Here is a 26,179-nt window from a genome sequence, read left to right as displayed (position 1 = left end):
GAATTTAAATTTAGCACGAATAGGAGTGAAATTTATGAATAAGGATTCCAAAATATACATTGCTGGACATAGAGGATTGGTAGGAAGTGCCATTTTAAAAAATCTTCAGGAGAAAGCATATAATAACATTGTTACAAGAACCCATAAAGAGCTTGATTTAACAAATCAGGTTGCCGTAGAAAATTTTTTTAAAGAAGAAAAACCAGAGTATGTATTTTTGGCAGCAGCGAAAGTAGGGGGTATAGTAGCAAATAACACATACAGAGCCGATTTTATTTATGAAAACATGATGATTCAAAACAACGTTATTCATCAAAGCTATATTCATAACGTAAAAAAATTGTTGTTTTTAGGAAGCACCTGTATTTATCCTAAAAATGCGCCCCAACCTATGAAAGAGGAGTATTTATTGACAGATACTCTAGAATACACCAATGAGCCATATGCCATTGCTAAAATTGCAGGCATAAAAATGTGCGAAAGTTATAATTTGCAATATAGAACTAATTTTATTTCGGTAATGCCAACCAATTTATATGGCCCCAATGATAATTTTGATTTAGAGAAATCACATGTATTACCAGCTTTAATAAGAAAAATTCATTTAGCAAAATTATTGCACCAAGGTAAAAATAATGAGGTTATTGCAGATTTAAGGTTAAACACAATTGAAGAAGCTAAAGACTATTTAAACAAATTTGGTGTCTCTGCAACAAGTGTTGAAATTTGGGGCTCAGGAAAACCTAAGCGAGAATTTCTTTGGAGCGAAGATATGGCAGAAGCATGTGTGTTTATAATGGAAAATCGGGATTTTAAAGATACTTTTAGCAATACTGAAAAAGAAATACGAAACACGCACATAAACATAGGTACAGGAGAAGATATTTCTATTAAAGAACTTGCAGAAACCATTAAAGAAATTATTGGTTTTAAAGGTGATTTAGTCTTTAATTATACAAAGCCAGATGGAACATTGAGAAAACTAACCGATGTTTCTAAGTTGAACTCTTTAGGGTGGAAACATACTGTAGAATTAAAACAAGGTATTGAAAGGATTTACAAGTGGTATAAACAAATAAATTAAAATTGACACATAATTTAATTAATCAATATTTTATGCACTAAGCAAAGTATTAAAAGTTAGTCTAAGAATATTAATTAATAAACTATTTTGGTTTAAAAAACAATAAAAATTATGAGCGAAGATTACATTAACGAATGTTTAAAAGGTAAATTATTACATGGTGATGATTTTAACATAGACCAAATTAACAAATGGTTTAGTGAGGAAAAGGAGGGGTATTCTAATTTAGATTCTGAAGAGTTAAAAGAGTTAAGTAATAACGTTTATCATTATCATAATCTAAATTTATTATATGGATTTTCCTTCTTAAAAGATAAAAATCTTTTTAGTAAAGTTTTAGGCATTGGAGCAGCTGGAGGTCATGAATTTGAACCAATTAAGAATAAAATTAAGGAATTACATATACTAGAACCTTCTGATAATCTTAGAACAAATAAAATAAGTGGGGTAGATATTAACTACAAAACACCAACTATTTCAGGTAAGATGGACTATCAAGACAATTATTTTAACTTAATTACTTCATTTGGGGTGCTGCACCATATCCCTAATGTGTCGTTTGTTATATCCGAAATTTATCGTGTTTTAGATTTTGGAGGCTATTTTTTAGTAAGGGAACCAATAATTTCTATGGGTGATTGGAGAAATAAAAGAGATGGATTGACGAAAAACGAAAGAGGAATTCCTAAACATATTTTTAAAGAAATAATTGAAAAAAATAACTTTGAAATAGTTTCAGAAAGTTATTGTTTCACCTTAACAACTTTTTTTAATAAAACCGTTGGACGTTTCTTAAAACACCCAATTTTTTATTATAGAAGTTATTTATTATTTGATAAGTTTTTGTCGAAATTATTTGAAAATAATGTGACTTATTTTACAAAAAACAAATTCAACAAATTATATCCGCAAAACGTATATTTTGTATTAAAGAAAAAACAAATTGGTTAAAAAAATTTTCCTTGTTTTCAATTTCTCAATACTTACTCAATTAATTTCAATTTTTGCTATTTCTTATATAACAAAGAAAAATGTCAGCAATGATTTTATAGAGAAGATTGCGTTATTAGAATCTGGATTTTACGTTATAACTTCAATATTGGCGTTTGGTATACTTCAAATTGCTACCCGTGATATATCAATAAATTCTAATTGGCAGAGTATAGTAGCTAAAACACAAAATATAAGAATTAGCTTTGGGTTGATTCTTTCGGTTATTGGTGTGTTATGTTATTTTTTAACAGGAAATAATGTGTTTTTACTGTTGTTAATGGCCCCATTAATATCATATAATGTAAATTATGCTCTTTATGCTAAGGGATTATCAATTTATGCAACGATAGCTTCTTGTTTAAGAATATTGATACCATCAATTACATTATTAATTTTTGGATTTTTTAATTATTTTTCTGAGACTTATTATACTGTAATATTTGCCTTTTCAATTTTAATATCAGGATATTTAACATATGTTTTTTTAAAGATTAATTACAAATTTGTTTTTAAACAAAATTTTTATAAAAAATATATCAGTAGATTTAAAATTGGTCTGACGGATATTGCTATTGTTTTTTTAGAATCTGGAATACTCTTTTTTGCGGCTTTTTTTTATGATAAATATTCAATTGCCAATAGCTATTTAATATTAAAAATATATATATTGATTAAAGGCGTACAAAGGTTAGTTTTTCAAATTTTTTACAATGAATTGACAGATGAAATAAAAGTAAGGGTTTTAAACAAGATTATTTTTGTTATTGGATTTGTTTTTTTTATAACAAGTACTTTTTATGGTAAAGAATTTTTATCATTAATGTTTTCTAATGTTGATAATTATTTAATAATCAATTTTAAAATTCTTGGTTTTTCAATTTTATTAGCATCAATAATTCTTGCTTCAATGGCAAGATCTCTTGTATTAAAAAAAGATAAAATATATTTTGAAAGTTATATTTTAAGTTTAATATCCGCATTCTTATGTATGTTAATTTTATCATTCACAGAATTTTCAAAAATAGGTATTGCTATATCGCTGCTTATAGGTGAAGCTGTTTTGTTTGCTTCATTTTTTGTTAAGATTTATAAAGATTTTAAAATAAAAAACTATTTTGTTTTTATAGCAATTCATGGTTTTCTATTATGTAATTACCTATTTTTCAAAATTTATTTCAGTAATAATATTTCCATTTTAATAACATTTATTGTTGAAATTATTTATATAGTTATATTTTTATTGTTGAATAAAAAACAATTGTTATGATCTAAAATCTATATATTAGCTCGAAAATCTATAAACATACGTATTTATTATTTCTACTAATTATTTTAAATTTGAATCTTTTTTGAAGAATTATCTTACAATTTTTTTAAATAAGTACTTGATAAAAACGAGATGCTTTCACTAACAAAAATAAATGTAAAAGAATATAGGTTTATTGTATTTTTTTTATTTTTTGAACTAATATTTACATATGCATTATCCTTTTCTAATATGCATGCTTTTTCATTAGTTCCATTTAAGAGGATAGGAACAATACTCTTTTGTTTTGTTTTTTTCATTAATGATTTTTTAAACCTCAAAATAAAAATAAGTAGAATTTCAAGAATTTTTAAAGTGGATTTTTTGATGCTCTTTTGGTTTGTTATTTCCTGTACAGCATTAATTATAGGCCTATTTAATAAAAATCCTTTATTATACATTATTACAGATTCAGTTTATGTTTTTTTTGGTTCAATATTATTTTATATTGTTAGAAGTCGCCCAATCGATACTGTTAACTTAAACAATTCATTTTTTAATAAAATTTCTAATGTTTTAATAATCATTTCTGTTTTATATCTATTTTTTGGTTTGGAATTGTCTTCCGTTTTAATGGTTGTAATGGTTGTGTTATTGTACATTAATCTTCTTAAAAAGAACTATTTATATGCTATTTTAATTTCAATTCCTTATTTTTTAATTGTGGTATCATCAAATAGAACTCAAGTTATCGTTTTGTTCATTATGATATTGATACTTATTCTAAGAAGTTCAAGAAAGTATTTTAGTATAAAATCTGTTGTTTTATTTGCTTTTGCCTTATCAATTTTCCTTTTTTTAATAAAAGTTCAAATACTAGAAGGGCTTTTAACTTTTATAAATCCTTCAAGTAATATTGGTTATAGAATAAATCAAGTTCTAATTATTTTTAAGTATGGAATTGATTATTCAAATCCATTTTTTACCTCAATAACCCAAAGACTTTTGGAAGCTCAAGCAGTATTAACCTTTTGGACCCAAGATATTTTTTCTTTTTTCTTTGGAGCTGGTTCAGGGGGTGTAATTAATGGAGCGGTTTTTTATAAAGATGCCTCCGTTTTGGGTTCAGCACTATTAGGTTCTGAAAAAGTACATAATATTCATCTACTTCCATTTGCTTTAATATTCAGATATGGTATTTTTGGTTTAATATTATTAGTTAATATTTTAATAATGACGTATAAGTCTTTTGTTTTGGTGTTAAATGAGAAAGAAGACTTCCAAAAAATATTTTGTAATTTGTTTTTTGTTTTTTGGGTAATATATTCAATGCCAGCAGCCTCTTTTTTATGGACTATGCCTCTTTTTTGGATATTATATGGTTGCTTAAATAATATAGAAATACAAAGAAGAAATTATGTATAGATATACAAAGGTCATTAGATTACTTTTTAAAATATTCATAGGTGTTTTTGTGTTTTTCTCACATTACTCTCTAATAGCACAAATAAGAACGCAGAATGTTTTATGGTATGGAGAATCTACTACTAGAGGAACAGGAGTAAATGAAAGCAGGCCTTATAACGCATTCATGTGGATAGTATGCGACCGATTGCAAAGGTGGGCAAATCATGATGTTGTTTATTCTTTTGAGAATCTTGGTTTTCCTGGATGGAATTCTAAAATGGCAAATGAAGAGAAATATAGTAGGGTGCTCAATAGAAAATACGATTATATATTCCTGGAATTTGCTTTAAATGATACAGAACTTACCACGCAAGAAATTGAAGAAGCATTGACAAGCATGATTGTATCCATAAAAAGCAAAGATAAGGAAGCAAAAATTATTCTTATTTTATTGAATAAAGTAAATCAAATTGATTTTAGAATATATAACAATATAATTGATAAAACATCAAAAGTATGGTTGGATGTTGCAAAATCACAAAATTTATTTATAATTGATATTGCTAACAAAATGTTAATGAAGACCACTGATATAAATTTTTATAAATCAATAATACCGGATGGTGTCCATCCAAATGAAATGGGACATTATATCTATGCTAATTTGATTTATGAAGATTTAATTTCACATAAAATTTTCAATACTGATTTATAATATTTTTTTTGAAGTTATCATATTACAATATAAAAGCTAAACAACAAGCCAGCCTAACTAAGTACTTACTTATGTTAATTGGTACTTTTGTTTTGTTACCTTTTAATATTAAAGGTTTTTTAGTAATTCTATTTTTAGTTTTTAGTTTTTATAATATTTATAATAATAATAGGGCAAACCCAATAAACAGTATTTTAATAAACGCGACACTTTATATAACATATTTATTTAGTTTGTTATACACTGAAAACTTTAAAGCAGGTTTTGGTTTATTAGAAACGACACTTTCTTTACTGGTATTACCAATTGGATTTTTATTTATTTCTACTAATGAAGTAATATCGACACAAATAATCAGCGGTAAAAAGACATTTCTTAAAAGTTTTTTTTATTCATGTACTATTTTATCACTATTGATTTTGGTTTGTGCTGTATCATATTTTGATTCGAACGACTCTAAAATTTTAATAAATCCGTTTTTAACTTTTTTAGACACTAATTTTTTTTGGATGTCGGACCATCCCATTTATCTATCATTAGCAATAGCATTATCAATGCTTATGCTACCAGATTTGATAAGAAACAAACAAAAAACATACAAAATAATAATTTTAGTTTGTTTCTTATTTCAATTAGTTGCAGTAATAATAATGTCAAGAAAAGGAATTTTAATATCTTTTATTTTTGTTTTTTGTACGAGAGTTATATTAGAGAGTAGGTTTTCTATAAAATCCATTTTATACACCATTAGTTTTATTGGAATTATTGGTATTGTAATTGTACAAATTTCTGCGGATACTTTAAAAAGATTTAGAGAAGTGGTTGACCCTAAAAGCTATGAGAGAGTAGAAGATTTTTCTTCAACAAGTATTCGTTATTATATTTACGATTGTAGTTTATCTGTGTCCAAAAAAAGTTTGCTTTTTGGATATGGTATAGGTGATGTAAAAGCTGAACTTAAAGATTGTTATAAACAGTTATCAACTACTCTTTATATTGGAAATTATAACAGTCATAATCAATATCTTGGCGTTTTATTGTACAGCGGTTTATTTGGTTTAATTATTTTTTTATTTTCTTTAGGGTTTAATTTTAGGTTGTTTTTTTTGCAGAATGATTATTTTTCGCTTTCCATAATTTTATTATTTATGTTAACAATGTTTTTCGAAAACATTCTCGATCGACAAAACGGAGTTATTCTATATTCTTTTTTTATCAACTATCTAGCTTTTATAAATATTTCAAAAAACAATGAAAAAAGTATTACTAATAGGACCAATACCTGAACCAACAACAGGTGTTTCTTTAGCAAATAAAGTAATTATTGAAAACATTGAAATATCTGGAAATTTCAAAATAGAATATATTAATACAGCCTATCCGAAATTTGAAGAGATACATGGAAGTTTTTCTTTTAAAAAGATTTATTTTTTTATTAAAGTAAACTTTTTAGCATATAAAGTATTTCGTAATGATATAATATATATTACGCCAGGGCAAACTTTTTTTGGTGTTTTGAAGTATTTGATTTTCATATTGATTTCAAAACTTTTTAAAAAAGAATTGATATTACATATTCATGGTAACTATTTAGATAAACAATATGAATTATTAAAAGGAATAAAAAAGAAAATATTTTTTAAGATATTGAATTTAACAAATAAGGGCATTGTTTTATCTAAATCATTAATAGGAAATTTAACCCCATTTTTACATGCAGAACATATTTATATTCTTAACAACTTTGTGGAGGATAACCTTATTGATTATTCAATTAATCCATCTCAAAAAAAAGACACAAAAATCTTGAATATAATTTATGTAAGCAATCTTATGAAAGAGAAAGGTATTTTCGATTTATTAGACGCATTTATACTAATGAATAAAAGAGGAATAGCTTTTAAGGCTAAAATTGCGGGTAATATTGATGAAAACTCAAGAGAATTATTAAATGAATATTTAAGCAAATTAAAAAATGTTGATTACTGTGGCGTAGTAAAAGGTAAAGAGAAACTAGATTTATATAATTGGGGCAATATTTTTATATTGCCAACATATTACAAAATGGAAGGTCAACCAATAGCTATATTAGAAGCTATGGCAACGGGAAATGTAATACTAACTACAAAGCACGCGGGCATTTCAGATGTATTTATAGATGGTGAAAATGGTTATTATGTAGATAAGGGATCTCCATTAAGTATTGTTGAAAAGGTACTTTTAATATCTAGTAGTTTTGATAATAACGGTACTATAAGTATAAAAAATAAAAACCTTGCTAAGAATAAATTTACAGTTCATAATTTTATAAAAAACCTTGAAAATATTTTTAATAGCTAATCATATATAAAATTATGCAAGATTTAAGTTTATATAAAACTCCAAAAAATTTTAGGGGTAAATCAAAATTTACCGTACAATTATGGTGGCTAGTTTACGCTTTGTTTTTTAAAACTTCACCACAAATATTTTATGGATGGAGACGTTTTTTACTTAGAGTATTTGGAGCTGAAATTGGTAAACGTGTAGTTATTAGACCAACAGTTGAGATTACATATCCTTGGAAGTTAATTGTAGGAGATTATAGTTGGATAGGAGATAATGTAATTCTATACAGTTTGGGAGAAATAGAGATTGGAAAAAACACGGTTGTGTCACAAAAATCATACCTTTGCACGGGTTCTCATAAATATAGAAATAAGGATTTCGCTATTTTTTCAGAAAAAATAACAATAGGAAATAGTTGTTGGTTGGCTACAGATGTTTTTGTTGCACCAGGAGTAATCATTGGGAAAAATACTATTGTTGGAGCAAGAAGTAGTGTTTTTAATAGTTTGCCTGAAAATAAAATATGTATTGGTAACCCTGCTAAACCTATAAGAGATAGAGATTGAATAAAATAACCCTAATAACTGCTTATTATTATCCTGAGGATACAGCTATAGGTTTGTATAACCTACAAATGGTTGAATACATGGAAAGTAAAGGTTATGAAGTTAACGTGATAACTGGTTTCCCAAATTATCCTCAATGGAAAATTAGAGATAATTATAAAAGCAAAAGCACATTTTTTTATGAAAAAATAAATAAAACGAATGTGTCTAGATACAAACAATATGTTCCTGCTAACCCAACTTTTTTTAAACGAATTTTATTAATTATGGATTTTACGATGGGGTCTTTTTTTAACATTATTAAAATAAAAAAATGTGACTTAGTAATATGTGTTGTTCCATATACCAGTACAATTTTACTAGGGTGGATTTTGAAAGTTAAATGTAGAGCAATGTTATGGAATCATGTTCAAGATTTTGAATTTGACGCTGCTAAAGAAACTGGTATTTCATCAAAGGAAGGTTTTATAAAAAAACTGGTATTTAAGATTTTATTTAAAATAGAATCTTTTTTATTGAATAAGGGAGATATAAATAGTACAATTAGTAATAGGATGTTTAATAAATTGGAAAGTAAATCCAAGACTAAGTCTTTTTACTTTCCAAACTGGATTGACCACAGTAAAATAGATCCTTCTAATACCATTACTCACAAATATTTAACCTCAAAAAGATTTAAAATTTTATATTCTGGCAATATTGGCGATAAACAAGATTGGAAATTTTTTTTAAAGTTCGCCCATGAATTAAATAGATATGAAGTTGATATTATTATAGTTGGTGATGGTGCAATGAAAAACTGGTTATGTAAAGAAATAAAGACATTAAACAATGTGAAATATTACCCTCCTGTTGATTATAATGATCTGTCTGATCTTTTATGTAGTACCGATTTACATATTTTATTTCAGAAAAGTGAAGTTGTTGATTCTGTGATGCCTTCAAAGTTATTAGGGATGATGGCAAGTGGAAAACCATCCTTAATTACCGGAAATATAAATTCAGAAGTTAAAATTATAATTGAAGAATCCAATGGAGGATATTATATTGAAAATAATAATATTGATATGTGTATATCAATAATTAATAATTTAATAAAGGAGCCAAAATCAGTATTGGAAAAAGGAATAAATGCACGAAAATACATAATTGAGAAATTCTCAGGCGATAAGGTTTTGTCAAGTTTTGAAATTAAGCTTTCTCAATTAATTTAAAATGAAATTTAATACGGTCTATTAGGGTTAAACATATTTTAATTTTGAATTAAAAAAGATAATTTTTAATTCAAAATTAAAGATTAAAGTGTAATACGATAAAATTAAGATTAAATTGGATATATTTAAAAAAGAGCGAAATTCAGATTATATAAAGCCATTTTCGTATTTAATAGATTTGGTGGTTATAAATGGATCTGTTTTTTTATTTGAAACATTAATTACTGACACCTATTTGTTTTCTGTTTACATAACTTTTTTTTGGATAATCATAGCATTTAAAAATAAATTTTATGAAGTCCAAAGGTACACTCGAATTCTTCAAATTGTTACTTTAATATTGGTACAATTCGTATTTTATGCATTAATTCTTTATGCATTTATAGGTTTTTTTAAACAGCCTTATATAAGTAGGTTTGCTTTAGGAAATTATTTTTTATTTGCTTTGGCCGTTGTGTCGTTTTTTAAAATTTCCCTATATTTTCTTTTGAATAAATATCGGGCAACTCAATTAGGCAATTATAGAAATGTTGTTGTCATTGGTGATACCGATAAATCCAGACAGTTGATTTACATTTTTAATAAAAAACTCCATTTCGGATTTAAATTTAAGAAACAATTTATTTTAAATGAAGATGATTTTTCTTTGCAAAAATGTTTTAAATTTATTATTGAAAATGATATTGATGAAATTTATGTTTCTATTGCAGAGCTTTCTAACAAACAAATAAATAGGCTAATAGATTTTGCGGACAATAATTTAAAGGAATTAAAATTTATTCCAGACAATAAGGATATATATTCAAAAAAACTTAAGTATGAGTACTATGATTATATACCTATAATATCGCTTCGAAGAATTCCCATTCAGGAACCCATAAATAAAGCCGTTAAAAGAATTTTTGACGTGTTTTTTTCTCTATTCATAGTAATTTTTATCTTATCTTGGCTCATACCTATTTTAGGAATTTTGATTGTTATGGAAAGTAAAGGGCCTATTTTTTTTAGACAAGACCGTCCTGGAATAAAAGAAAAAGGTTTTGGATGTTATAAATTTAGATCTATGACAATTAACACATTTACTGAAAACTCAGCTTCAAGAAATGATCCAAGAGTCACACGCATCGGTAAATTTATTCGTAAGACCAGCATAGATGAATTGCCTCAGTTTTTTAACGTGCTATTTGGACAAATGTCTGTTGTTGGTCCGAGACCGCATTTATGGAAACAAAATGAAATGTATGGATCAACAGTATCAAAATACATGGTAAGATATTTTGTGAAACCTGGCATTACTGGGTTAGCCCAAATAAAAGGCTATAGGGGCGAAATAGAAAGTAAGGAAGATATTATAAATAGAACTAAATATGATGTTTTTTATATCGAAAACTGGTCGTTACTAATGGATTTAAATATTATTATTCAAACGGTCATGAACATATTTCAAGGAGAAGAAAAAGCATATTAAATTTTAAATAACACAACACACTATGAAAAAGGTATTAATAACTGGGGCTGCTGGCTTTTTAGGGTCGCATTTAACCGACCGGTTTTTAAAGGAAGGCTATTACGTGATTGGGATGGACAATTTCATCACGGGTGATAAAAAGAATATTAAACATTTGGAGCATAATCCGAATTTTGAATTCATAGACCATGATGTCACAAAACATATCTCCATAGATGGCGATCTAGATTATATTTTACATTTTGCTTCTCCAGCTAGTCCCATTGATTATTTAAAAATACCTATCCAAACTTTAAAAGTGGGTTCATTAGGCACGCACAATTTATTGGGTTTAGCTAAAGCAAAAAGATCACGTATATTAATAGCTTCGACTTCTGAAATTTATGGAGACCCATTAGTGCATCCACAAACCGAAGATTATTATGGCAATGTAAATACCATAGGTCCAAGAGGTGTTTACGACGAAGCGAAGCGTTTTCAAGAATCCATAACAATGGCATATAATAGGTTTCACGGTTTAGAAACACGTATTGTGCGTATTTTTAATACGTATGGGCCGAAAATGCGACTTAATGATGGACGAGTAATTCCGGCCTTTATGGGGCAAGCTTTAAGGGGTGAAGATTTAACTATTTTTGGTGATGGCTCCCAAACCCGCTCATTCTGTTATGTTGATGATCAGGTGGAGGGTATTTATCGTTTGTTATTAAGCGATTACGATCATCCAGTAAATATTGGAAACCCCCATGAAATATCCATTAAGGATTTTGCCGAGGAAATTATTAAGTTAACTGGAACGCAGCAAAAAGTGATTTATCAAGATTTACCGGTCAATGACCCCATGCAAAGGCAACCGGATATATCGTTAGCCAAAAAATTATTAGGCTGGGAGCCTAAGGTAAGTAGGGCTGAAGGCATGAAAATCACCTATGACTACTTTAAAAGCTTAACAGAAGAAGAGCTTTACAAAAGCGAACACAAAGATTTTTCTAATTATACAACCAAATAGGATATAAAAACTTAGCGGTGGATTATATTTAATCATATCCACCGCTTGTTTTACCTTCATTTTGAACGCTTTAGTTTCTATCATAACGCCTATGTTTAATTCTGAAGCTTATATTTCAGAAACCATAAACAGTATTATCAACCAAACCTACCCAAACTGGGAGTTGCTTTTAATAGATGATTGTTCAACCGACAATACCTTTATAATTGTCCAGAAATTAATTAGCAAACACCCCAATATAAAGCTTATTAAGAACTCAACTAATCTTGGAGCCGCCATAACCAGAAATAAAGGTATTGAAGCCGCTAAAGGAGCTTATATAGCGTTTTTAGACGGTGACGATGTATGGAAGCCAAAAAAGTTAGAAACCCAATTGGCTTTTATGAATTCCAACGATTGTGATGTGTGTTTTAGCAGCTACGATTTAATGAATGAAGACGGCACTTTTTTAAATACTCAAGTACAAGCCTTAAAAACACTACCATATAAAAAACTTTTAAAAAGCAATTATGTAGGCAATTTAACAGGGATCTACAATGTTGAAGTCTTGGGTAAAATCTTATCTCCTAATTTACAAAAACGCCAAGACTGGTTATTATGGTTAGCAGTTATTAAGAAGTCTGGGAAACCAGCTTTAGGCATGGAAGAATCATTGGCATATTATCGTGTTAGAAAAGACTCTATGTCATCAAATAAAATAAATTTATTAAAACATAACTATTGGGTTTATAAGAAGGGATTGGGATTTTCAACCATAAAATCTCTTTACTTCATGCTCATATTTTTATTTGAACACTTTTTCATAAAATCTAGGCAAACTGTTGTTATAAATACGATTTAAACTGTTTCAGCTTGCCCCTATTGCTTCTTTCCAAAGATTCTTTTTTTTCAAATTGAATAGTCAATCCAGATTCTAAATAGGTTTCAATGGCATTATTAATAGCCTTAATTTTTTGTTCAGAAAGCGCTTCCCTGCTGGTGTAGCTTATTTTAAAAGTATCAATTTTAAGTTGTTCAATAATAAATTCTTTCACATTTCCACCATCTTCAATAACGGTTTTAGTTACATAGTAAAAGGTTAGTCCAGCTGCTTTTTTTCCGCTAGGCAATACAACAATATCATTGGTTCTGCCTATTAATATTTCAAGAATGGGTTTTTTGGGTGTGCTGGATTTTGAAAGTTTTCCCATATCACCCAAATCATAGCGGATAAATGGATGTGCTTTGTTATAAAGCGACGTAATAACCACACGCCCTTCTTGTCCGTTAGGCAATACTTGATTGTTTTCATCTAGAATTTCAATAAATAAATCCTCATTATTCACTATCCATTCATTATTTTTATTTTGAAAGGCTATCAACCCTAATTCGGCAGCTCCATATTCATTAATTATAGGTATTCCAAGATGCGTTTCTAATAATTCTTTATCATCTTCAAAAAGCATTTCAGAAGTCACAATACATGCTTTTAGTGTTGGGCATACATTTTTTAGAATTATGTTTTTTCGTTGTAAAAATTTCGCAAATTGAACAATGGAACTTGTGTAACCATTGATGTAATCAAATTTGGTTGATTCAAATTTTCTCAGGTTTTTTTCAAGTTGGGCATCACTTAAATCAAACACTGAAAATCGGTAACGGTTGCTTAAAAAATCTTTAATGCGTTCTTTGTAATAACCTGTTTTATTTAATGGAATCCCATAAAAACGGGCTTGCTTAGAGGTGTTAAAATCTAGATTATACCAGTTATATCTATCCATAAATCCAGCCCATGTTAAGGCATGACTAAACTTATCTTTTGCAAAAATAAACGGGTCACCAGAGGAGCCCGATGTTTTATTGATGTAAACGCTTTTTTTTGAAAAAGCTTCCGAAAGACGATTAGCCAATGGCTGTTGTAAATCGCGCTTGGTCATTACGGGAATAGTATTCCAATCTATAACGTTGATGTTTTTTGCGAAAGTTTTATAAAACGGATTATGCTTTAAATGATAAGAAACAATCTCTTGCTTTTTTGTTTCAACATAATCTGAAAAGTTCTTTTCATTTTGAATAGCTTTCAAAGTAGATTTAGCTTTCTCTATGGGGAAGCCATTAAATTTTAATGAAAGATCAAATAATTTCAAGCTGAAAGTAATTTTTGTAAAGTAAATAAAAAATATTCTTGAATTCGGCTCATTAATTTTATTTTTGCACCACATAAAATAGAAATCACAATGAATATTCTAATTCTAGGTTCTGGCGGAAGGGAACATACATTCGCTTGGAAAATCGCTCAAAGTCCGTTATGTAAACAATTATTTGTCGCTCCAGGGAATTCTGGAACTGCAACTATAGCAACCAATGTGAATATTGGTGTAAACGATTTTGATGCCATAAAAGAACTGGTTTTAGATAAACATATTGATATGGTTGTGGTTGGCCCAGAAGACCCTTTGGTTCTTGGTGTTCACGATTTCTTTTTAAATGACGATGCCATTAAGCACATCTCTGTTATAGGCCCGCAAAAAGCCGCTGCACAATTAGAAGGCAGTAAAGAATTTGCTAAAGAATTTTTATTCCGACATAACATTCCAACGGCAGCTTATGAAAGTTTCACCAAAGAAACCGTTGAAAAAGGTTATGCGTTTTTAGAAAGCTTAAATCCGCCATACGTTCTAAAAGCAGATGGCTTGGCAGCGGGAAAAGGTGTTGTTATTTTGAATGGTTTAAATGAAGCTAAAGCGGAATTGAAGAGTATGCTGGTGGATTCTAAATTCGGACAGGCAAGCACCAAAGTGGTGATTGAAGAATTTTTAGATGGCATCGAGTTAAGTTGTTTTGTATTGACGGATGGTAAAAATTACAAAATATTGCCAACAGCTAAAGATTATAAGCGTATTGGCGAAGGCGATACGGGATTAAATACAGGGGGTATGGGAGCCGTGTCTCCAGTACCTTTTGCTACGGACGAATTTCTTAATAAAATTGAAGAACGTATTGTAAAACCAACGATAAGCGGTTTTAAAAAAGATAATTTGCCTTATGTGGGTTTTGTGTTCATCGGATTGATCAAAGTTGGAAACGACCCCAAAGTGATTGAATATAACGTGCGCATGGGCGATCCCGAAACTGAGGTTGTGTTACCAAGATTAAAAAATGATTTTGTCGAAATACTTCAAGCGATGGCGAACGGAACCTTAGATAAAATCAATATTGAAATTGATGAACGTGCGGCAACAACCATCATGTTAGTTTCTGGCGGTTATCCTGAAGATTATGAAAAAGGTAAGAAAATTACAGGTATTGATGCCATTGAAGGTTCTATAGCCTTTCATGCGGGTGCTCAATTAAAAGAGGGTAAAGTAGTAACCTCTGGAGGGCGTGTTATGGCAATAACATCTTATGGTAACACTTACCAAGAAGCCATAAAAAAATCTTATCAAAATATAGAAAAACTACATTTTGATAAGATGTATTATCGTAAGGATATTGGTTTCGACTTATAAAAAAGAGTGCGAAGAAATACTTTTATCTTCTTCGTTGTTGTCATTGAACTTTTTAAGCTGAATCATCCAATAAACCATGGCAACAAAGCCAATAATAAGGAAAATCCAAGAGAAAGCATTGGCTAAAAACCAGTTTTCAAGTTCTAATGCTCTTAAGGCATCATAAGGTGCAAAAAGTACATCAACAAATAAATCTTGTATAGCGTAAAAGAAATCTTTCATGTGTTTGTTTTTATTGTTTTATTTTGGTCACATGCAACTTTTATATAAAAATATTTAGAGATAAAAATATTTAAAATATATAAGTTTCATAGTTAGTATATTTACAAAGCAAAAATACAAAAACGGTTAATGATAACAAGTATTTTTAAAAAATCTAAACCAATAAATTTCATTATTGTTTTTTTTATTACGCTTTTGGCTTTTATAACTGCTAAATCAAAGCTAGTAACAGAACCAGTAGATGCAATTTATATTTTTAAGCAAATTGGCTTGTTCTTCTTTTGCTTTGTGTCTGTGCTATTGGTAAATTTTATTGTTAGTAAGCATAGCTTAACAAAAAAAAATAGTTATGAAATTCTTCTTTTTAGCTTGTTTTTATTGGCGATAACCCAAACGACCGCTAATACAAATATTTTGTTCGCTAACTTTTTTATATTACTAAGTTTTAGAAGGATTATAAGTTTGCGTTCTATGATCACTCCAGAGAAAAAGCTATTTGATGCTGCTTTATGGATAGCCGTAGCATCGCTATTTTATTTCTGGGCCATTCTGTTTTTTGTTATGATATTTGCAGCCTTATTTTTATATTCAGTTAATAACATTAAACATTGGATTATTCCTTTTTTTGGTGTTGCAGCTGTTTTTGTCATTGCCATAAGCGTATCTATAATTTATAACGATAATTTTTTTGGCATTTTTAAAAGTCTTCCAGAAATCAGCTACGATTTTAATAAATACAATACACCTCAATTTTTAATTGCCATCACCATGTTACTTTCTTTTGGTGTTTGGGCCTCTTTGTTTTATATAAAAACTATTAAAAGCAAGAAAAAAGCATTCAGACCAGCATTTAAAATTGTTTTTCTAGCCATTGTTATTAGCTTTATTACTGTGTTTTTGGCACCTAATAAAGATGGAAGTGAATTCTTATTTATGTTTGCGCCATTAGCAATTATTATAGCCAATTATATAGAAACCATTCAGGATAAATGGTTTAGGGAATTATTTCTACTCACACTTATTACAGTGCCATTTATAATTCTATTTCTGTAGTTTTTCACCAAAAGCTAAATCACCGGCATCGCCAAGGCCAGGAATAATATAGCTTTTATCATTTAGTGTTTCATCAATGGCCGCAATCCATAAATGGGTAGAATCATTAAAGTGTTTATTTACGTAATCAATGCCTTCTTTAGTGCCAATAACACTAATTAAATGCACTTCTTTAGGGTTTCCATAAGGCTTTAAAGCTTCAAAAGTAGCCACCATCGATTGTCCTGTCGCCAACATGGGGTCAGCCAAAATAAGTGTTTTATTTTCTAAACTTGGGCAGGCCAAATATTCCACAACAATGTCAAAACTATCTGAGTGATTTTTGTGATGTCTATAGGCAGAGATAAAGGCATTTTCAGAAGCATCAAAATAATTAAGCAACCCATTATGTAGTGGTATGCCCGCTCTTAAAACAGAGCATAAAACAAGATTGTTATCAATTAAATGAATGTCACAATGTCCTAATGGGGTTTCAATAATTGAAGATTTGTAATGTAAACTTTTACTCATTTCATATCCCAAAATCTCACCAATCCGCTCAATATTCCGTCGAAAGCGCATACTATCTTTTTGAACATGAATATTTCTAATTTCCGATAAAAAGGTATTTAATACTGAGTTGTGAAGAGAAAGGTTATGTATGTGCATGGTGCGTTCTATCTTTCAAATTTGAATGTTAAAGTTAGTTATTTAGACTTATATTTACGGTTATAATATCAATTTTAATAAAACGGAAACCGTGAACCTATAGTAACCGAAACGGTATTATTTATGTTTAAATTTTGTAGGTTTGCACTTTAAAATTATATATCATGTTTACAAGCAAAGCGAATAAAATATTTCAAGAAGTTATTGAAAAATATCATGTTATTGATAGTGTGGAGCAGCCATTTGAAAATGGCTATTCAAAAACCGACTTAATAGAGCATTTACTATATAGAAAATGTTGGATTGATACGGTACAATGGCATTATGAGGACATTATTCGCGACCCACAAATCGACCCCGTTGCAGCTTTAACATTGAAGCGTAAAATTGATGCATCCAATCAAGACAGGACCGATATGGTAGAATACATCGACAGTTATTTGTTAGAAAAGTATAAGGATGTTACCCCAAAGGCAAACGCAACCATCAATACAGAAAGCCCGGCTTGGGGCATTGATAGATTATCTATATTGGCTTTAAAAATTTACCATATGAACGAAGAAGCCACTCGTAAAGATGCTTCTGAAGGCCATAGAGCCGCTTGTAAAGTAAAACTGGATGTTTTGCTAGAGCAACGTGTAGATTTGTCAACAGCCATCGACACCTTGCTTTATGATATTGAAAGTGGTGACAAGTACATGAAAGTTTATAAACAAATGAAAATGTACAATGACGATGAGCTGAATCCCGTATTACGAGGTCAAAAATAATTTGTCATTCTGAACTTGTTTCAGAATCTCATGAGATAGCGGTTATAATGTACAATGCAAAGCATATTTTAGTCATTCGTCTTTCAGCCATGGGAGATGTCGCCATGACCATACCTGTGTTACGTGCCTTGATAGAGCAACATCCGCAACTTAAAATCACTGTTTTAACCCGCCATAATTTTTTGCCTTTTTTTAGGGATTTGCCAAATGTTACTGTGTTTAGTGCAGAAGTTAAGGGTAAGTATAAAGGCTTGTACGGACTTTTTAAATTGTCTAAAGAATTAAAAGTATTACAAATAGATGCCATTGCAGATTTACACAATGTTTTACGAACCAAAATATTAAAATATTACTTGGCGGGCTATAAGTTTATTCAAATTGATAAAGGACGAGAAGATAAAAAAGCGTTAATTACAGGCAACATATTTAAGCAACTTAAAACAACGCACCAGCGCTATGCTGAGGTTTTTGAAGAATTAGGTTTCGAAATTGACTTATCAAACCCAACGTTTCCTCCTAAAGCGATATTAAATACGAAGCTTCAAAGTTTAGTGAGCAATAACAACATGAAAGTTATTGGAATCGCTCCTTTTGCGGCACACGAAAGCAAAATGTATCCTATAACTTTAATGAAGGAAGTTATTAAAGCACTTTCAATGAGTTATAAAATCATATTGTTTGGTGGTGGAAAAAGGGAAATAGACATTTTAAATGACCTTGAAAACAGTTATGAAAATGTTGTAAATGTTTCAGGAAAATTAACCTTAGATGAAGAAATGGATATTATTTCGAATCTAGACGTCATGCTTTCTATGGATTCTGGAAATGCCCATATAGCCGCCATGTTAGGCGTAAAAGTGATTACTATTTGGGGCGTTACGCATCCGTTTGCTGGTTTTGCACCATTTAACCAACCGGAAGATTATGCCTTGCTAGCAGATAAAATCCAATTCCCTAACATACCAACCTCTGTTTACGGTAACAAATATCCTAAAGCTTACGAAAATGCGGCAGGTAGTATTTCGCCTGAGACTATTATTGATAAAATAAAAACTATTATATAATATGTTGTCATTCCTGCGAAGGCAGGAATCCAGTTAAAAGAATTTAGTTTTGTTTATAAGATTCCTGTATTACTCATTGACTCTTATTTTAGAATATTGAATTCGTGAATCTCCGATTTCGCAGAAATGACAATTAAACATCATCATAATCTACAACAACAGTGGCTGTTGTAGGTTGCGCTTGGCAAGTTAAAATAAGTCCTTGTGCCACTTCTTTTTCCGTTAGAATATTGTTTTGTCTCATAACGACCTCTCCTTCTTTCAAACGTGCTAAACAACTGCTGCAAATACCGCCTTGGCAAGAGTAAGGCACATCCATATCTTCATCTAAAGCAGCTTCTAAAATGGTTTGTTTTTGAGACATCTCGATGGTTTTCTCTTCATCGTCCACAATAATAGTGGCTTTGGTTTTACCAGATGTAGCGACTTCTTCTATAATTTCGGTGACTTTTGCAGCTTTAAAAAGTTCAAAATGAATCCTATCTGAAGCAACGCCATGTTCGGTTAAAACATCTTTTACAGTGTGAATCATGGTTTCTGGACCACACAAATAAAAAGCATCAATATCAACGTGTTTGTATTTATTTTTAACAACAAGATTTACGGTGCTTTTTTCAATTCTGCCAAAAATAGCATTCTCTTCTTGCGCTTGACTAAACACAAATTGAATTGAAAACCGATTTTTATATTGGTGTTGAAGCTCTAAAAGCTCATTTAAAAACATGGTGTCTTCAATGGTTTTATTACCATAAACAAGAATGACCTCACTAAGGATTTCTTCTTCCAAAGCACATTTTATAATGCTTAAAATGGGTGTAATGCCACTTCCAGCAGCAAAAGCCGCAATATTTTTAGTTTTATTGTCATTGGGTTCAAACACAAAACGACCTTTGGGAGGCGCAACATCTAAAACATCGCCTACTTTTAACTCGTTATTTGCATAAGAAGAAAATGTACCATCTTTCACTTCTTTTATGGCCACTTTTAAATCACCGCTTTTAGGTGAAGAACAAATGGAATAATCGCGTCTTAATTCATTGCCGTTAATGTCTTTTTTTATGGTAATATACTGCCCAGCTTTAAACAGAAAAGACGATTTTAAATTTTCAGGAACATCAAAAGTAACGCTGATTGCTTTATTGGCTTCCTTATGGATGTTTTTTACAGAGAGTTTGAGAAATGACGACATTTATTATGTTTTTTGCAAAAGTAGGGAAGTAGATTTGTAAATTTAAATTTTGATTGTAACAATTACGGTAAAATTTTTACTAATAAAAAGAAATCCAATCTATAAATAAAATCACTAACCTTTAAAATCTATGATTATGAAAAAAGCATTACTAGTATTATTGCTATTTGTTACTGCCGTCATTCAAGCCCAAGACACTTCCGAATTTAAAAAAGAAACCATCGAGTTTATTAAATTAACAGGCTCTGGAGCCGCTTTTGATAATGCCATATCTCAAATTGGAGCCATGGTGTCTGATGCTAATAAAGAAGCTTACCAAAAAGAAGCAAACACCACTTTAGATGGGTTGTATGATAAATTAGCAGATTTATACATGACTGAGTTTACCCAAAGTGAAATAAAAGAATTGGTCGCTTTTTACCATACCGATTTAGGAAAAAAACTTGCTGAAAAACAGTTAAGCCTAACCCAGAAAGGCATGATGCTGGGTCAATCTTGGGGCATGGAATTACAAGGAATTGCTCAAAAATATAACTAAACAAAAATATGGTAAAACAATTTTTAAGTTTAGAGTGGAAGTCGTTTTTACGATCTGCTAGCTTTGGGAAAAGTTTAGGTATCAAAATATTTATGGTATTTATTGCGCTCTATTTTATAGCGATTTTTTTAGGAATGGGATTGCTCTTATATCCAGGTCTTAAAGAGGCTTTTCCAGATAAAGACCCTTTGCGCATAGTTAATAACATGCTTTTTTATTGGTTTTTAGCCGATTTAATTTTTAGGTTTTTCTTTCAAAAACTCCCAGTAATGAGTGTGAAACCTCTTTTACAATTACCAATAAAAAGAAGACATATTGTGAACTTCGTTTTAGGAAAATCGACTTTATCATTTTTTAATTTTTTACCACTTTTTGCAATTGTGCCTTTTGGTATTACATTAATAATTGAAGATTATCCTACGAATGCCGTTATAGGATGGATGATAGGATTGGTTTTAGTAACGCTAATAATCAATTTTTTAAATTTTATTATTGAAAGTTTTTCTGCTGAAACTGAATTATCAATCCTCCCCATTATATTATTAACTGGAGGTTTGTACGCTTTAAATCATTTTAGCATTATTTCTTTTAGCGATCTTATATCCAACGGATTTACTGCCATCTGCAAAGCACCATTACTCAATTTAGTACTAGTAACTTTACTGGGCTTATTGTATTGGTCTAATTTTAAATTATTAAGACAAAAATTATTTTTAGACAGCGGTTTGAAAACAAAAATTAAAGAGGTAAATGCATCTAATTTAGAATGGACAAATAACTTTGGTGATATTGCCCCTTTCATGAAATTAGATTTAAAACTCATTTGGCGCAATAAGCGAACAAAATCTTCTGTTTGGATGCTAGCTATGGGCTTGTTTTATGGCTTGTTTTTCTATCCGCAAACAACATATCAAAATATCCCTTGGTTTTTTGTATTTATTGGTGTTTTTTCAACAGGGATTTTTTTAATAAACTTTGGACAATTTATTCCTGCTTGGGATAGTGGCTATTATAAAATGCTCATGAGCCAAAATATAAAGTACGAGCAGTATTTAAAATCAAAATTTACCCTCATGGCTGTAAGTGTCATTATACTTTTTGTGTTGGGTATTCCTTATGTGTTTTTTGGATGGAAAATTTTATTGGCACATTTTGCCGCAGCAATATATAACGTTGGGGTTAATACACATGTCATTTTGTATGGAGGCTCTTTTAACAGAAAGAAAATTGATTTAAGTCAAAAAGCGGCATTTAATTATCAAGGTACAGGAGCGGTACAATGGCTTATAGGTATTCCTTTATTAATTCTTCCTATGGGTTTATTTGCGCTTTTTTATTTTCTAGTTGGGTTTGAGTTGGCATGTTTAATAATTGCTGTGTTTGGTGTTATAGGTGTCATATTTCACCAAAAATTAATGAGGATTATTACTGAAAAATATCTAGAATCAAAATATAAAATGATTCATGCTTTTAATGACAATGAATGATATATTAAAATATAAAATCTCTAAATAAATAATTCAAAAAACACATTTTTAAAAAAACGTAATTTTTCAAAAAATGAAATAATATAAAAGTGTTTAAAAAAATGAAATTTTCAAGTTTTTAAAAACAATTAATTTTTATTTTTTTTTCAAAATTACAAAATCGTTGAAAGCATTAATTTTATTAGGTATTTGGAAATAATTTAAATATTAAAAAAATAAAAAAAGTAATTTTTTAAAAACATGATTTTTTTTAAAAAATAGACATAAAAATAATGATTCAAAAAAATCAAAAATAATTAAAAAAACAGACCATGATAACAACATCAAATCTTTCAAAAAAATATAATGATAATTTAGTTTTAAATATCGAATCGTTGGACATTCCAAAAGGTCAAAGTTTTGGTTTGGTTGGAAACAACGGAGCCGGTAAAACGACTTATTTTAGTTTGCTTTTAGATTTAATTCAACCAACAACGGGCTTTATTAAAACCAATAATATTCAAGTGAATGAAAGTGAAGATTGGAAACCTTTTACAGCAGCTTTTATTGATGAAAGTTTTTTAATTGGCTATTTAACTGCCGAAGAATATTTTTATTTTATTGGCGAACTTCGAAATCAAAACAAAGCAGATGTTGATGCCTTGTTATCCCAATTTGAGGATTTTTTTCATGGTGAGATTTTAAACCAAAAAAAATACTTGCGAGATTTAAGTAAAGGAAATCAAAAAAAGGCAGGTATTGTGGCAGCATTAATTGGTAATCCTGAAGTTATTATTTTAGACGAACCTTTTGCTAATTTAGACCCAACCACACAAATAAGGCTTAAATCAATTATTAAGGATTTAGCCGAGAAAAAAGGCGTCACCGTTTTAATTTCCAGTCACGATTTAATGCACATTACAGATGTGTGCGAACGAATTGTGGTATTGCAAAAAGGTAGAATAATAAAAGACTTAGCAACAAACGAAGCGACTTTAAAAGAATTGGAAGACCATTTTGCCAATCAACAACTCGTCTAAAAGTTGTTTGATTTTAGATGTTAATCAAAAAAGATGTTTATTTTTACCCAAGCACATACTATAAACACTAGTTTGTAGTTATTTATTTGATTAGCAACAAGGGTATTGAAAACATTTTTTAAATTAATAACAGTTATTGGCTGCTCCATTTTTCTCGTGACAAGTTGTTCAAGAAAAAAAGACAAATTCATTAGCCGCAATTTTCATGCAATAACGGCAGAATACAATGCGCTTTATAATGGCTACAATGCTTTAGAAGAAGGACGTACTAATTTAAACGAAAGCTATTTCGATAACTATTGGGATATTCTACCCATAGAACGCATGGAAGTGTTTGAAGACATTATAATGCCTGGACAATCTCAAAACGAATCTTTTTCCCGTGCGGAGGAAAAAGCAGTTAAAGCCATCCAAATGCACGGTATGGACATTGAAGGCAAAGAGAAAAATCCACAAATTGATGAAGCTTATTTGTTACTAGGGAAAGCTAGGTATTTTGACCAACGTTTTGTTCCAGCACTTGAGGCCTTTAACTACATATTATACAAATATCCAGCTAGTGATAAAATTAATCAGGCTAAAATCTGGAGGGAAAAAACCAATATTCGTTTAGAAAATGACGAATTGGCTATTAAAAATCTAAAACGTTTATTAAAACAAGAAGTTTTAGAAGATCAAGATTTAGCTGATGCCACTTCTATTTTAGCACAGGCTTATATTAATACAAAATCTGTTGACAGTGCCATTACAAAATTAGAAATTGCTGCAAATGCCACTAAAAAGCATGAAGAAGAAGGGCGTTACCGTTTCATTCAAGGGCAACTTTACAACACTTTAGGTTACAAAGATAGTGCTGTTTATGCTTTTGATAAGGTGATTAAGTTAAACCGAAAAATTCCCCGAATTTATCTTATTAGTGCCGAAATTGAAAAAATAAAGAACTTCGATTATGAAAACGGGAATAAAATTGAGCTATTGGAACGGTTAACAGAGCTTGAGGAAAATCGTGAAAACCGTCCGTTTCTTGACAAAATATATCACCAAATTGGAGAATTTTATCTTACCACCAATTCAGAGCTTTTGGCTAAATCATATTATAACAAGTCGTTGCGAACAAATTCCCAAGATGATATATTAATGGCCCGCAATTATGAAATTCTTGGCGACATGAATTTTGACAAATCGCTTTACAGAGAAGCTGGCAGTTATTATGATAGCACAATGACCAGATTAACAGAAAACACCAGGGAATATAGAACCATCAAACGAAAAAGGGATAATTTAGGGGATGTTATTTATTATGAAGGCATAGCCAATGCTAACGATAGTATTTTAAAGATTATTAGTTTACCCGAATCTGATAGATTGGCTTATTTTGAAACGTTTGTGGAACAACTTAAAATTCAGGTTGAAGAGCAAAAAGAAAAACAAGAAGCTCAAGCAAAAAATCAAGGGCTTATAACAGTCAATAATAATCTGGGGAATGCAATGCTACCATCAAGAACCGGAGGCACACCAACCCAAGCCGCTTCTTTTTATTTTTATAATTCGACAACAGTTGAATACGGTAAAAACGAGTTTATCAAAATTTGGGGTGACCGGACTTTAGAAGACGATTGGCGCTGGGGAACTAAAAATGCATCAAACACCACTTCAGATGTTTTGGGCAATGATATTATAGCTTCGGCCACCGAGAGCGAATTATTGGACCCCCAATATTATATGTCTAAAATTCCTTCAGAAGAAAAAGAGATTGATAGCATTTCTAGGGAACGCAACTATGCCTATTATCAATTAGGACTGATTTATAAAGAAAAATTCAATGAATACGAATTGGCGAAAGATAAATTACAAAATTTACTTCAAAGCAATCCAGAAGAGCGATTAATTCTGCCTTCAAAATACAATTTATATAAAATTTATGAAGCTTTAGGTCAAAATGATGAAGCCAATATTTCTAAAAACGATATTGTTTCAAATTATCCTGAATCAAGATATGCTACTATTTTAAGTAATCCAGAGCTGGCTTCTGCCAAAGATGAAAATAGTCCGGAAAGTTTATATGAAACATTGTATGCTAAACTTGAAAATCAAGAATATGATGAGGTTATTTTAAAATCTGAAGAATACATAAGGCTTTTTGATGGCGAACCTATTGTGCCTAAATTCGAATTGCTAAAGGCAACAGCGACCGGACGTTTTTATGGTTACGATGCTTACGCACAAGCTATAAATTATATTGCAATAACTTACGCCAATACGCCCGAAGGCAAACAGGCTCAAGACATAGAAGGACAAGTATTGCCTAAAATAGCGGTGAAAGATTTTGTGCTGGATACTCCCGAAAATAATTTTAAAGTGGTTTTTAGCTTTGATGATTCTAAAAAGGAACATATAGAGAGCTTTAAAGTATCCCTAGACACGGTATTAAATAAGTTAAAGTATTACAAGTTAAATTCCTCAAAAGATGTTTACAATAAAGACACCACATTTGTTATTGTTCATGGATTAAAAAATGAACAAGTAGCAAAAACCTTTGACCAATTATTAACGAAGGAAGATAAGCAAAAAATTAAAGAACCTTACTTTGCAATATCATCTGCAAATTATCAAATCATTCAAATTCATAAGAATTTAGATTCGTATTTAAGTATTGGCAATAATTAAATAA

24 protein-coding genes are annotated in these 26,179 nt (G+C 29.9%); 20 read left to right on the top strand and 4 right to left on the bottom strand.

Annotated elements, in window-relative coordinates; genetic code table 11:
- Positions 1–34 precede the first annotated feature (34 nt).
- The 12 genes from CDH50_RS03480 (at position 35) to CDH50_RS03420 (ending at position 12,871) form a co-directional block, all read left to right on the top strand.
- Complete coding sequence (locus CDH50_RS03480; protein WP_100610475.1) at positions 35–1,084, top strand: GDP-L-fucose synthase family protein; 1,050 nt, start codon at positions 35–37, stop codon at positions 1,082–1,084.
- 111 nt (positions 1,085–1,195) lie between these two features.
- Positions 1,196–2,035 (top strand): methyltransferase domain-containing protein, encoded by an 840-nt coding sequence (locus tag CDH50_RS03475; protein WP_100610474.1) that lies wholly within the window; start codon positions 1,196–1,198, stop codon positions 2,033–2,035.
- Positions 2,028–3,344: a hypothetical protein gene (locus CDH50_RS03470; protein ID WP_100610473.1), complete on the top strand. Its 1,317-nt coding sequence runs from the start codon at positions 2,028–2,030 to the stop codon at positions 3,342–3,344. The genes CDH50_RS03475 and CDH50_RS03470 overlap by 8 nt, the downstream gene beginning before the upstream one ends.
- A 132-nt stretch (positions 3,345–3,476) precedes the next feature.
- Complete coding sequence (locus CDH50_RS03460; protein WP_157804932.1) at positions 3,477–4,748, top strand: hypothetical protein; 1,272 nt, start codon at positions 3,477–3,479, stop codon at positions 4,746–4,748.
- Positions 4,741–5,445: an SGNH/GDSL hydrolase family protein gene (locus CDH50_RS03455; RefSeq protein ID WP_100610470.1), complete on the top strand. Its 705-nt coding sequence runs from the start codon at positions 4,741–4,743 to the stop codon at positions 5,443–5,445. Before CDH50_RS03460 ends, CDH50_RS03455 begins: the two co-directional genes overlap by 8 nt.
- Before the next feature lie 8 nt (positions 5,446–5,453).
- Positions 5,454–6,731 (top strand): O-antigen ligase family protein, encoded by a 1,278-nt coding sequence (locus tag CDH50_RS03450; protein WP_157804931.1) that lies wholly within the window; start codon positions 5,454–5,456, stop codon positions 6,729–6,731.
- On the top strand, positions 6,697–7,785 hold the full coding sequence (locus CDH50_RS03445) for a glycosyltransferase family 4 protein (protein WP_100610468.1): 1,089 nt from the start codon (positions 6,697–6,699) through the stop codon (positions 7,783–7,785). The genes CDH50_RS03450 and CDH50_RS03445 overlap by 35 nt, the downstream gene beginning before the upstream one ends.
- A 14-nt stretch (positions 7,786–7,799) precedes the next feature.
- Positions 7,800–8,339 (top strand): putative colanic acid biosynthesis acetyltransferase, encoded by a 540-nt coding sequence (locus tag CDH50_RS03440; protein ID WP_100610467.1) that lies wholly within the window; start codon positions 7,800–7,802, stop codon positions 8,337–8,339.
- Positions 8,336–9,553 carry a glycosyltransferase gene (locus CDH50_RS03435; RefSeq protein WP_100610466.1) on the top strand — a complete coding sequence of 406 codons (1,218 nt, stop codon included), beginning with the start codon at positions 8,336–8,338 and terminating at the stop codon, positions 9,551–9,553. The genes CDH50_RS03440 and CDH50_RS03435 overlap by 4 nt, the downstream gene beginning before the upstream one ends.
- Before the next feature lie 115 nt (positions 9,554–9,668).
- Positions 9,669–11,021 (top strand): exopolysaccharide biosynthesis polyprenyl glycosylphosphotransferase, encoded by a 1,353-nt coding sequence (locus CDH50_RS03430; RefSeq protein WP_100610465.1) that lies wholly within the window; start codon positions 9,669–9,671, stop codon positions 11,019–11,021.
- 22 nt (positions 11,022–11,043) lie between these two features.
- On the top strand, positions 11,044–12,030 hold the full coding sequence (locus tag CDH50_RS03425) for a UDP-glucuronic acid decarboxylase family protein (protein ID WP_100610464.1): 987 nt from the start codon (positions 11,044–11,046) through the stop codon (positions 12,028–12,030).
- A 61-nt stretch (positions 12,031–12,091) separates the two neighbouring features.
- Complete coding sequence (locus CDH50_RS03420) at positions 12,092–12,871, top strand: glycosyltransferase family 2 protein (RefSeq protein WP_100610463.1); 780 nt, start codon at positions 12,092–12,094, stop codon at positions 12,869–12,871.
- Here the strand turns inward: CDH50_RS03420 and CDH50_RS03415 are convergent.
- Positions 12,855–14,156 (bottom strand): phenylacetate--CoA ligase family protein, encoded by a 1,302-nt coding sequence (locus CDH50_RS03415; RefSeq protein WP_100610462.1) that lies wholly within the window; start codon positions 14,154–14,156, stop codon positions 12,855–12,857. The two genes, CDH50_RS03420 and CDH50_RS03415, sit on opposite strands and share 17 nt — an antisense overlap.
- A 90-nt stretch (positions 14,157–14,246) precedes the next feature.
- On the opposite strand from CDH50_RS03415, the gene purD reads away from it, so the two are divergent.
- Positions 14,247–15,518 (top strand): phosphoribosylamine--glycine ligase, encoded by a 1,272-nt coding sequence (purD, locus tag CDH50_RS03410; protein WP_100610461.1) that lies wholly within the window; start codon positions 14,247–14,249, stop codon positions 15,516–15,518.
- On the opposite strand, the gene CDH50_RS03405 is transcribed toward purD, so the two are convergent.
- On the bottom strand, positions 15,513–15,740 hold the full coding sequence (locus CDH50_RS03405) for a DUF6341 family protein (RefSeq protein WP_100610460.1): 228 nt from the start codon (positions 15,738–15,740) through the stop codon (positions 15,513–15,515). The genes purD and CDH50_RS03405 overlap by 6 nt on opposite strands.
- A 129-nt stretch (positions 15,741–15,869) precedes the next feature.
- On the opposite strand from CDH50_RS03405, the gene CDH50_RS15230 reads away from it, so the two are divergent.
- A complete protein-coding gene (locus CDH50_RS15230) occupies positions 15,870–16,793 on the top strand; it encodes a DUF6427 family protein (RefSeq protein WP_100610459.1) in 924 nt (307 codons plus the stop codon).
- On the opposite strand, the gene upp is transcribed toward CDH50_RS15230, so the two are convergent.
- A complete protein-coding gene (gene upp, locus CDH50_RS03395; protein WP_100610458.1) occupies positions 16,782–17,441 on the bottom strand; it encodes a uracil phosphoribosyltransferase in 660 nt (219 codons plus the stop codon). The genes CDH50_RS15230 and upp overlap by 12 nt on opposite strands.
- Before the next feature lie 164 nt (positions 17,442–17,605).
- Here upp and CDH50_RS03390 point away from each other — a divergent pair, with 164 nt between their 5' ends.
- Positions 17,606–18,211: a DUF4254 domain-containing protein gene (locus CDH50_RS03390; protein ID WP_100610457.1), complete on the top strand. Its 606-nt coding sequence runs from the start codon at positions 17,606–17,608 to the stop codon at positions 18,209–18,211.
- A 47-nt stretch (positions 18,212–18,258) separates the two neighbouring features.
- Entirely contained in the window at positions 18,259–19,275 is a 1,017-nt protein-coding gene (locus CDH50_RS03385; RefSeq protein WP_232731947.1) for a glycosyltransferase family 9 protein, read from the top strand.
- Between the two features lie 133 nt (positions 19,276–19,408).
- On the opposite strand, the gene CDH50_RS03380 is transcribed toward CDH50_RS03385, so the two are convergent.
- Entirely contained in the window at positions 19,409–20,464 is a 1,056-nt protein-coding gene (locus CDH50_RS03380; RefSeq protein ID WP_100610456.1) for a ferredoxin--NADP reductase, read from the bottom strand.
- Between the two features lie 136 nt (positions 20,465–20,600).
- On the opposite strand from CDH50_RS03380, the gene CDH50_RS03375 reads away from it, so the two are divergent.
- The 4 genes from CDH50_RS03375 (at position 20,601) to porW (ending at position 26,175) form a co-directional block, all read left to right on the top strand.
- A complete protein-coding gene (locus tag CDH50_RS03375) occupies positions 20,601–21,002 on the top strand; it encodes a DUF2059 domain-containing protein (protein WP_157804929.1) in 402 nt (133 codons plus the stop codon).
- Positions 21,003–21,010: 8 nt separating this feature from the next.
- A complete protein-coding gene (locus CDH50_RS03370; protein WP_100610454.1) occupies positions 21,011–22,489 on the top strand; it encodes a DUF5687 family protein in 1,479 nt (492 codons plus the stop codon).
- Between the two features lie 311 nt (positions 22,490–22,800).
- Entirely contained in the window at positions 22,801–23,508 is a 708-nt protein-coding gene (locus tag CDH50_RS03365; RefSeq protein WP_100610453.1) for an ABC transporter ATP-binding protein, read from the top strand.
- 105 nt (positions 23,509–23,613) lie between these two features.
- Positions 23,614–26,175, top strand: coding sequence for a type IX secretion system periplasmic lipoprotein PorW/SprE (gene porW, locus CDH50_RS03360; RefSeq protein WP_100610452.1), 2,562 nt, complete (start codon positions 23,614–23,616; stop codon positions 26,173–26,175).
- Positions 26,176–26,179: the final 4 nt, after the last annotated feature.

The organism is Confluentibacter lentus (genome assembly GCF_002806995.1).
Classification (GTDB): domain Bacteria; phylum Bacteroidota; class Bacteroidia; order Flavobacteriales; family Flavobacteriaceae; genus Confluentibacter; species Confluentibacter lentus.
The sequence above is the reverse complement of the archived record's forward strand: the minus strand, read 5'-3'. Positions and strand labels throughout refer to the sequence as shown.

Coding starts and splice junctions, on each gene's coding strand:
- CDH50_RS03480 (WP_100610475.1), top strand. CDS start 35: ATGAATAAGGATTCCAAAATATACATTGCTGGACATAGAGGATTGGTA.
- CDH50_RS03475 (WP_100610474.1), top strand. CDS start 1,196: ATGAGCGAAGATTACATTAACGAATGTTTAAAAGGTAAATTATTACAT.
- CDH50_RS03460 (WP_157804932.1), top strand. CDS start 3,477: ATGCTTTCACTAACAAAAATAAATGTAAAAGAATATAGGTTTATTGTA.
- CDH50_RS03455 (WP_100610470.1), top strand. CDS start 4,741: ATGTATAGATATACAAAGGTCATTAGATTACTTTTTAAAATATTCATA.
- CDH50_RS03445 (WP_100610468.1), top strand. CDS start 6,697: ATGAAAAAAGTATTACTAATAGGACCAATACCTGAACCAACAACAGGT.
- CDH50_RS03440 (WP_100610467.1), top strand. CDS start 7,800: ATGCAAGATTTAAGTTTATATAAAACTCCAAAAAATTTTAGGGGTAAA.
- CDH50_RS03425 (WP_100610464.1), top strand. CDS start 11,044: ATGAAAAAGGTATTAATAACTGGGGCTGCTGGCTTTTTAGGGTCGCAT.
- purD (WP_100610461.1), top strand. CDS start 14,247: ATGAATATTCTAATTCTAGGTTCTGGCGGAAGGGAACATACATTCGCT.
- CDH50_RS03405 (WP_100610460.1), bottom strand. CDS start 15,740: ATGAAAGATTTCTTTTACGCTATACAAGATTTATTTGTTGATGTACTT.
- CDH50_RS15230 (WP_100610459.1), top strand. CDS start 15,870: ATGATAACAAGTATTTTTAAAAAATCTAAACCAATAAATTTCATTATT.
- upp (WP_100610458.1), bottom strand. CDS start 17,441: ATGCACATACATAACCTTTCTCTTCACAACTCAGTATTAAATACCTTT.
- CDH50_RS03390 (WP_100610457.1), top strand. CDS start 17,606: ATGTTTACAAGCAAAGCGAATAAAATATTTCAAGAAGTTATTGAAAAA.
- CDH50_RS03385 (WP_232731947.1), top strand. CDS start 18,259: ATGTACAATGCAAAGCATATTTTAGTCATTCGTCTTTCAGCCATGGGA.
- CDH50_RS03380 (WP_100610456.1), bottom strand. CDS start 20,464: ATGTCGTCATTTCTCAAACTCTCTGTAAAAAACATCCATAAGGAAGCC.
- CDH50_RS03375 (WP_157804929.1), top strand. CDS start 20,601: ATGAAAAAAGCATTACTAGTATTATTGCTATTTGTTACTGCCGTCATT.
- CDH50_RS03370 (WP_100610454.1), top strand. CDS start 21,011: ATGGTAAAACAATTTTTAAGTTTAGAGTGGAAGTCGTTTTTACGATCT.
- CDH50_RS03365 (WP_100610453.1), top strand. CDS start 22,801: ATGATAACAACATCAAATCTTTCAAAAAAATATAATGATAATTTAGTT.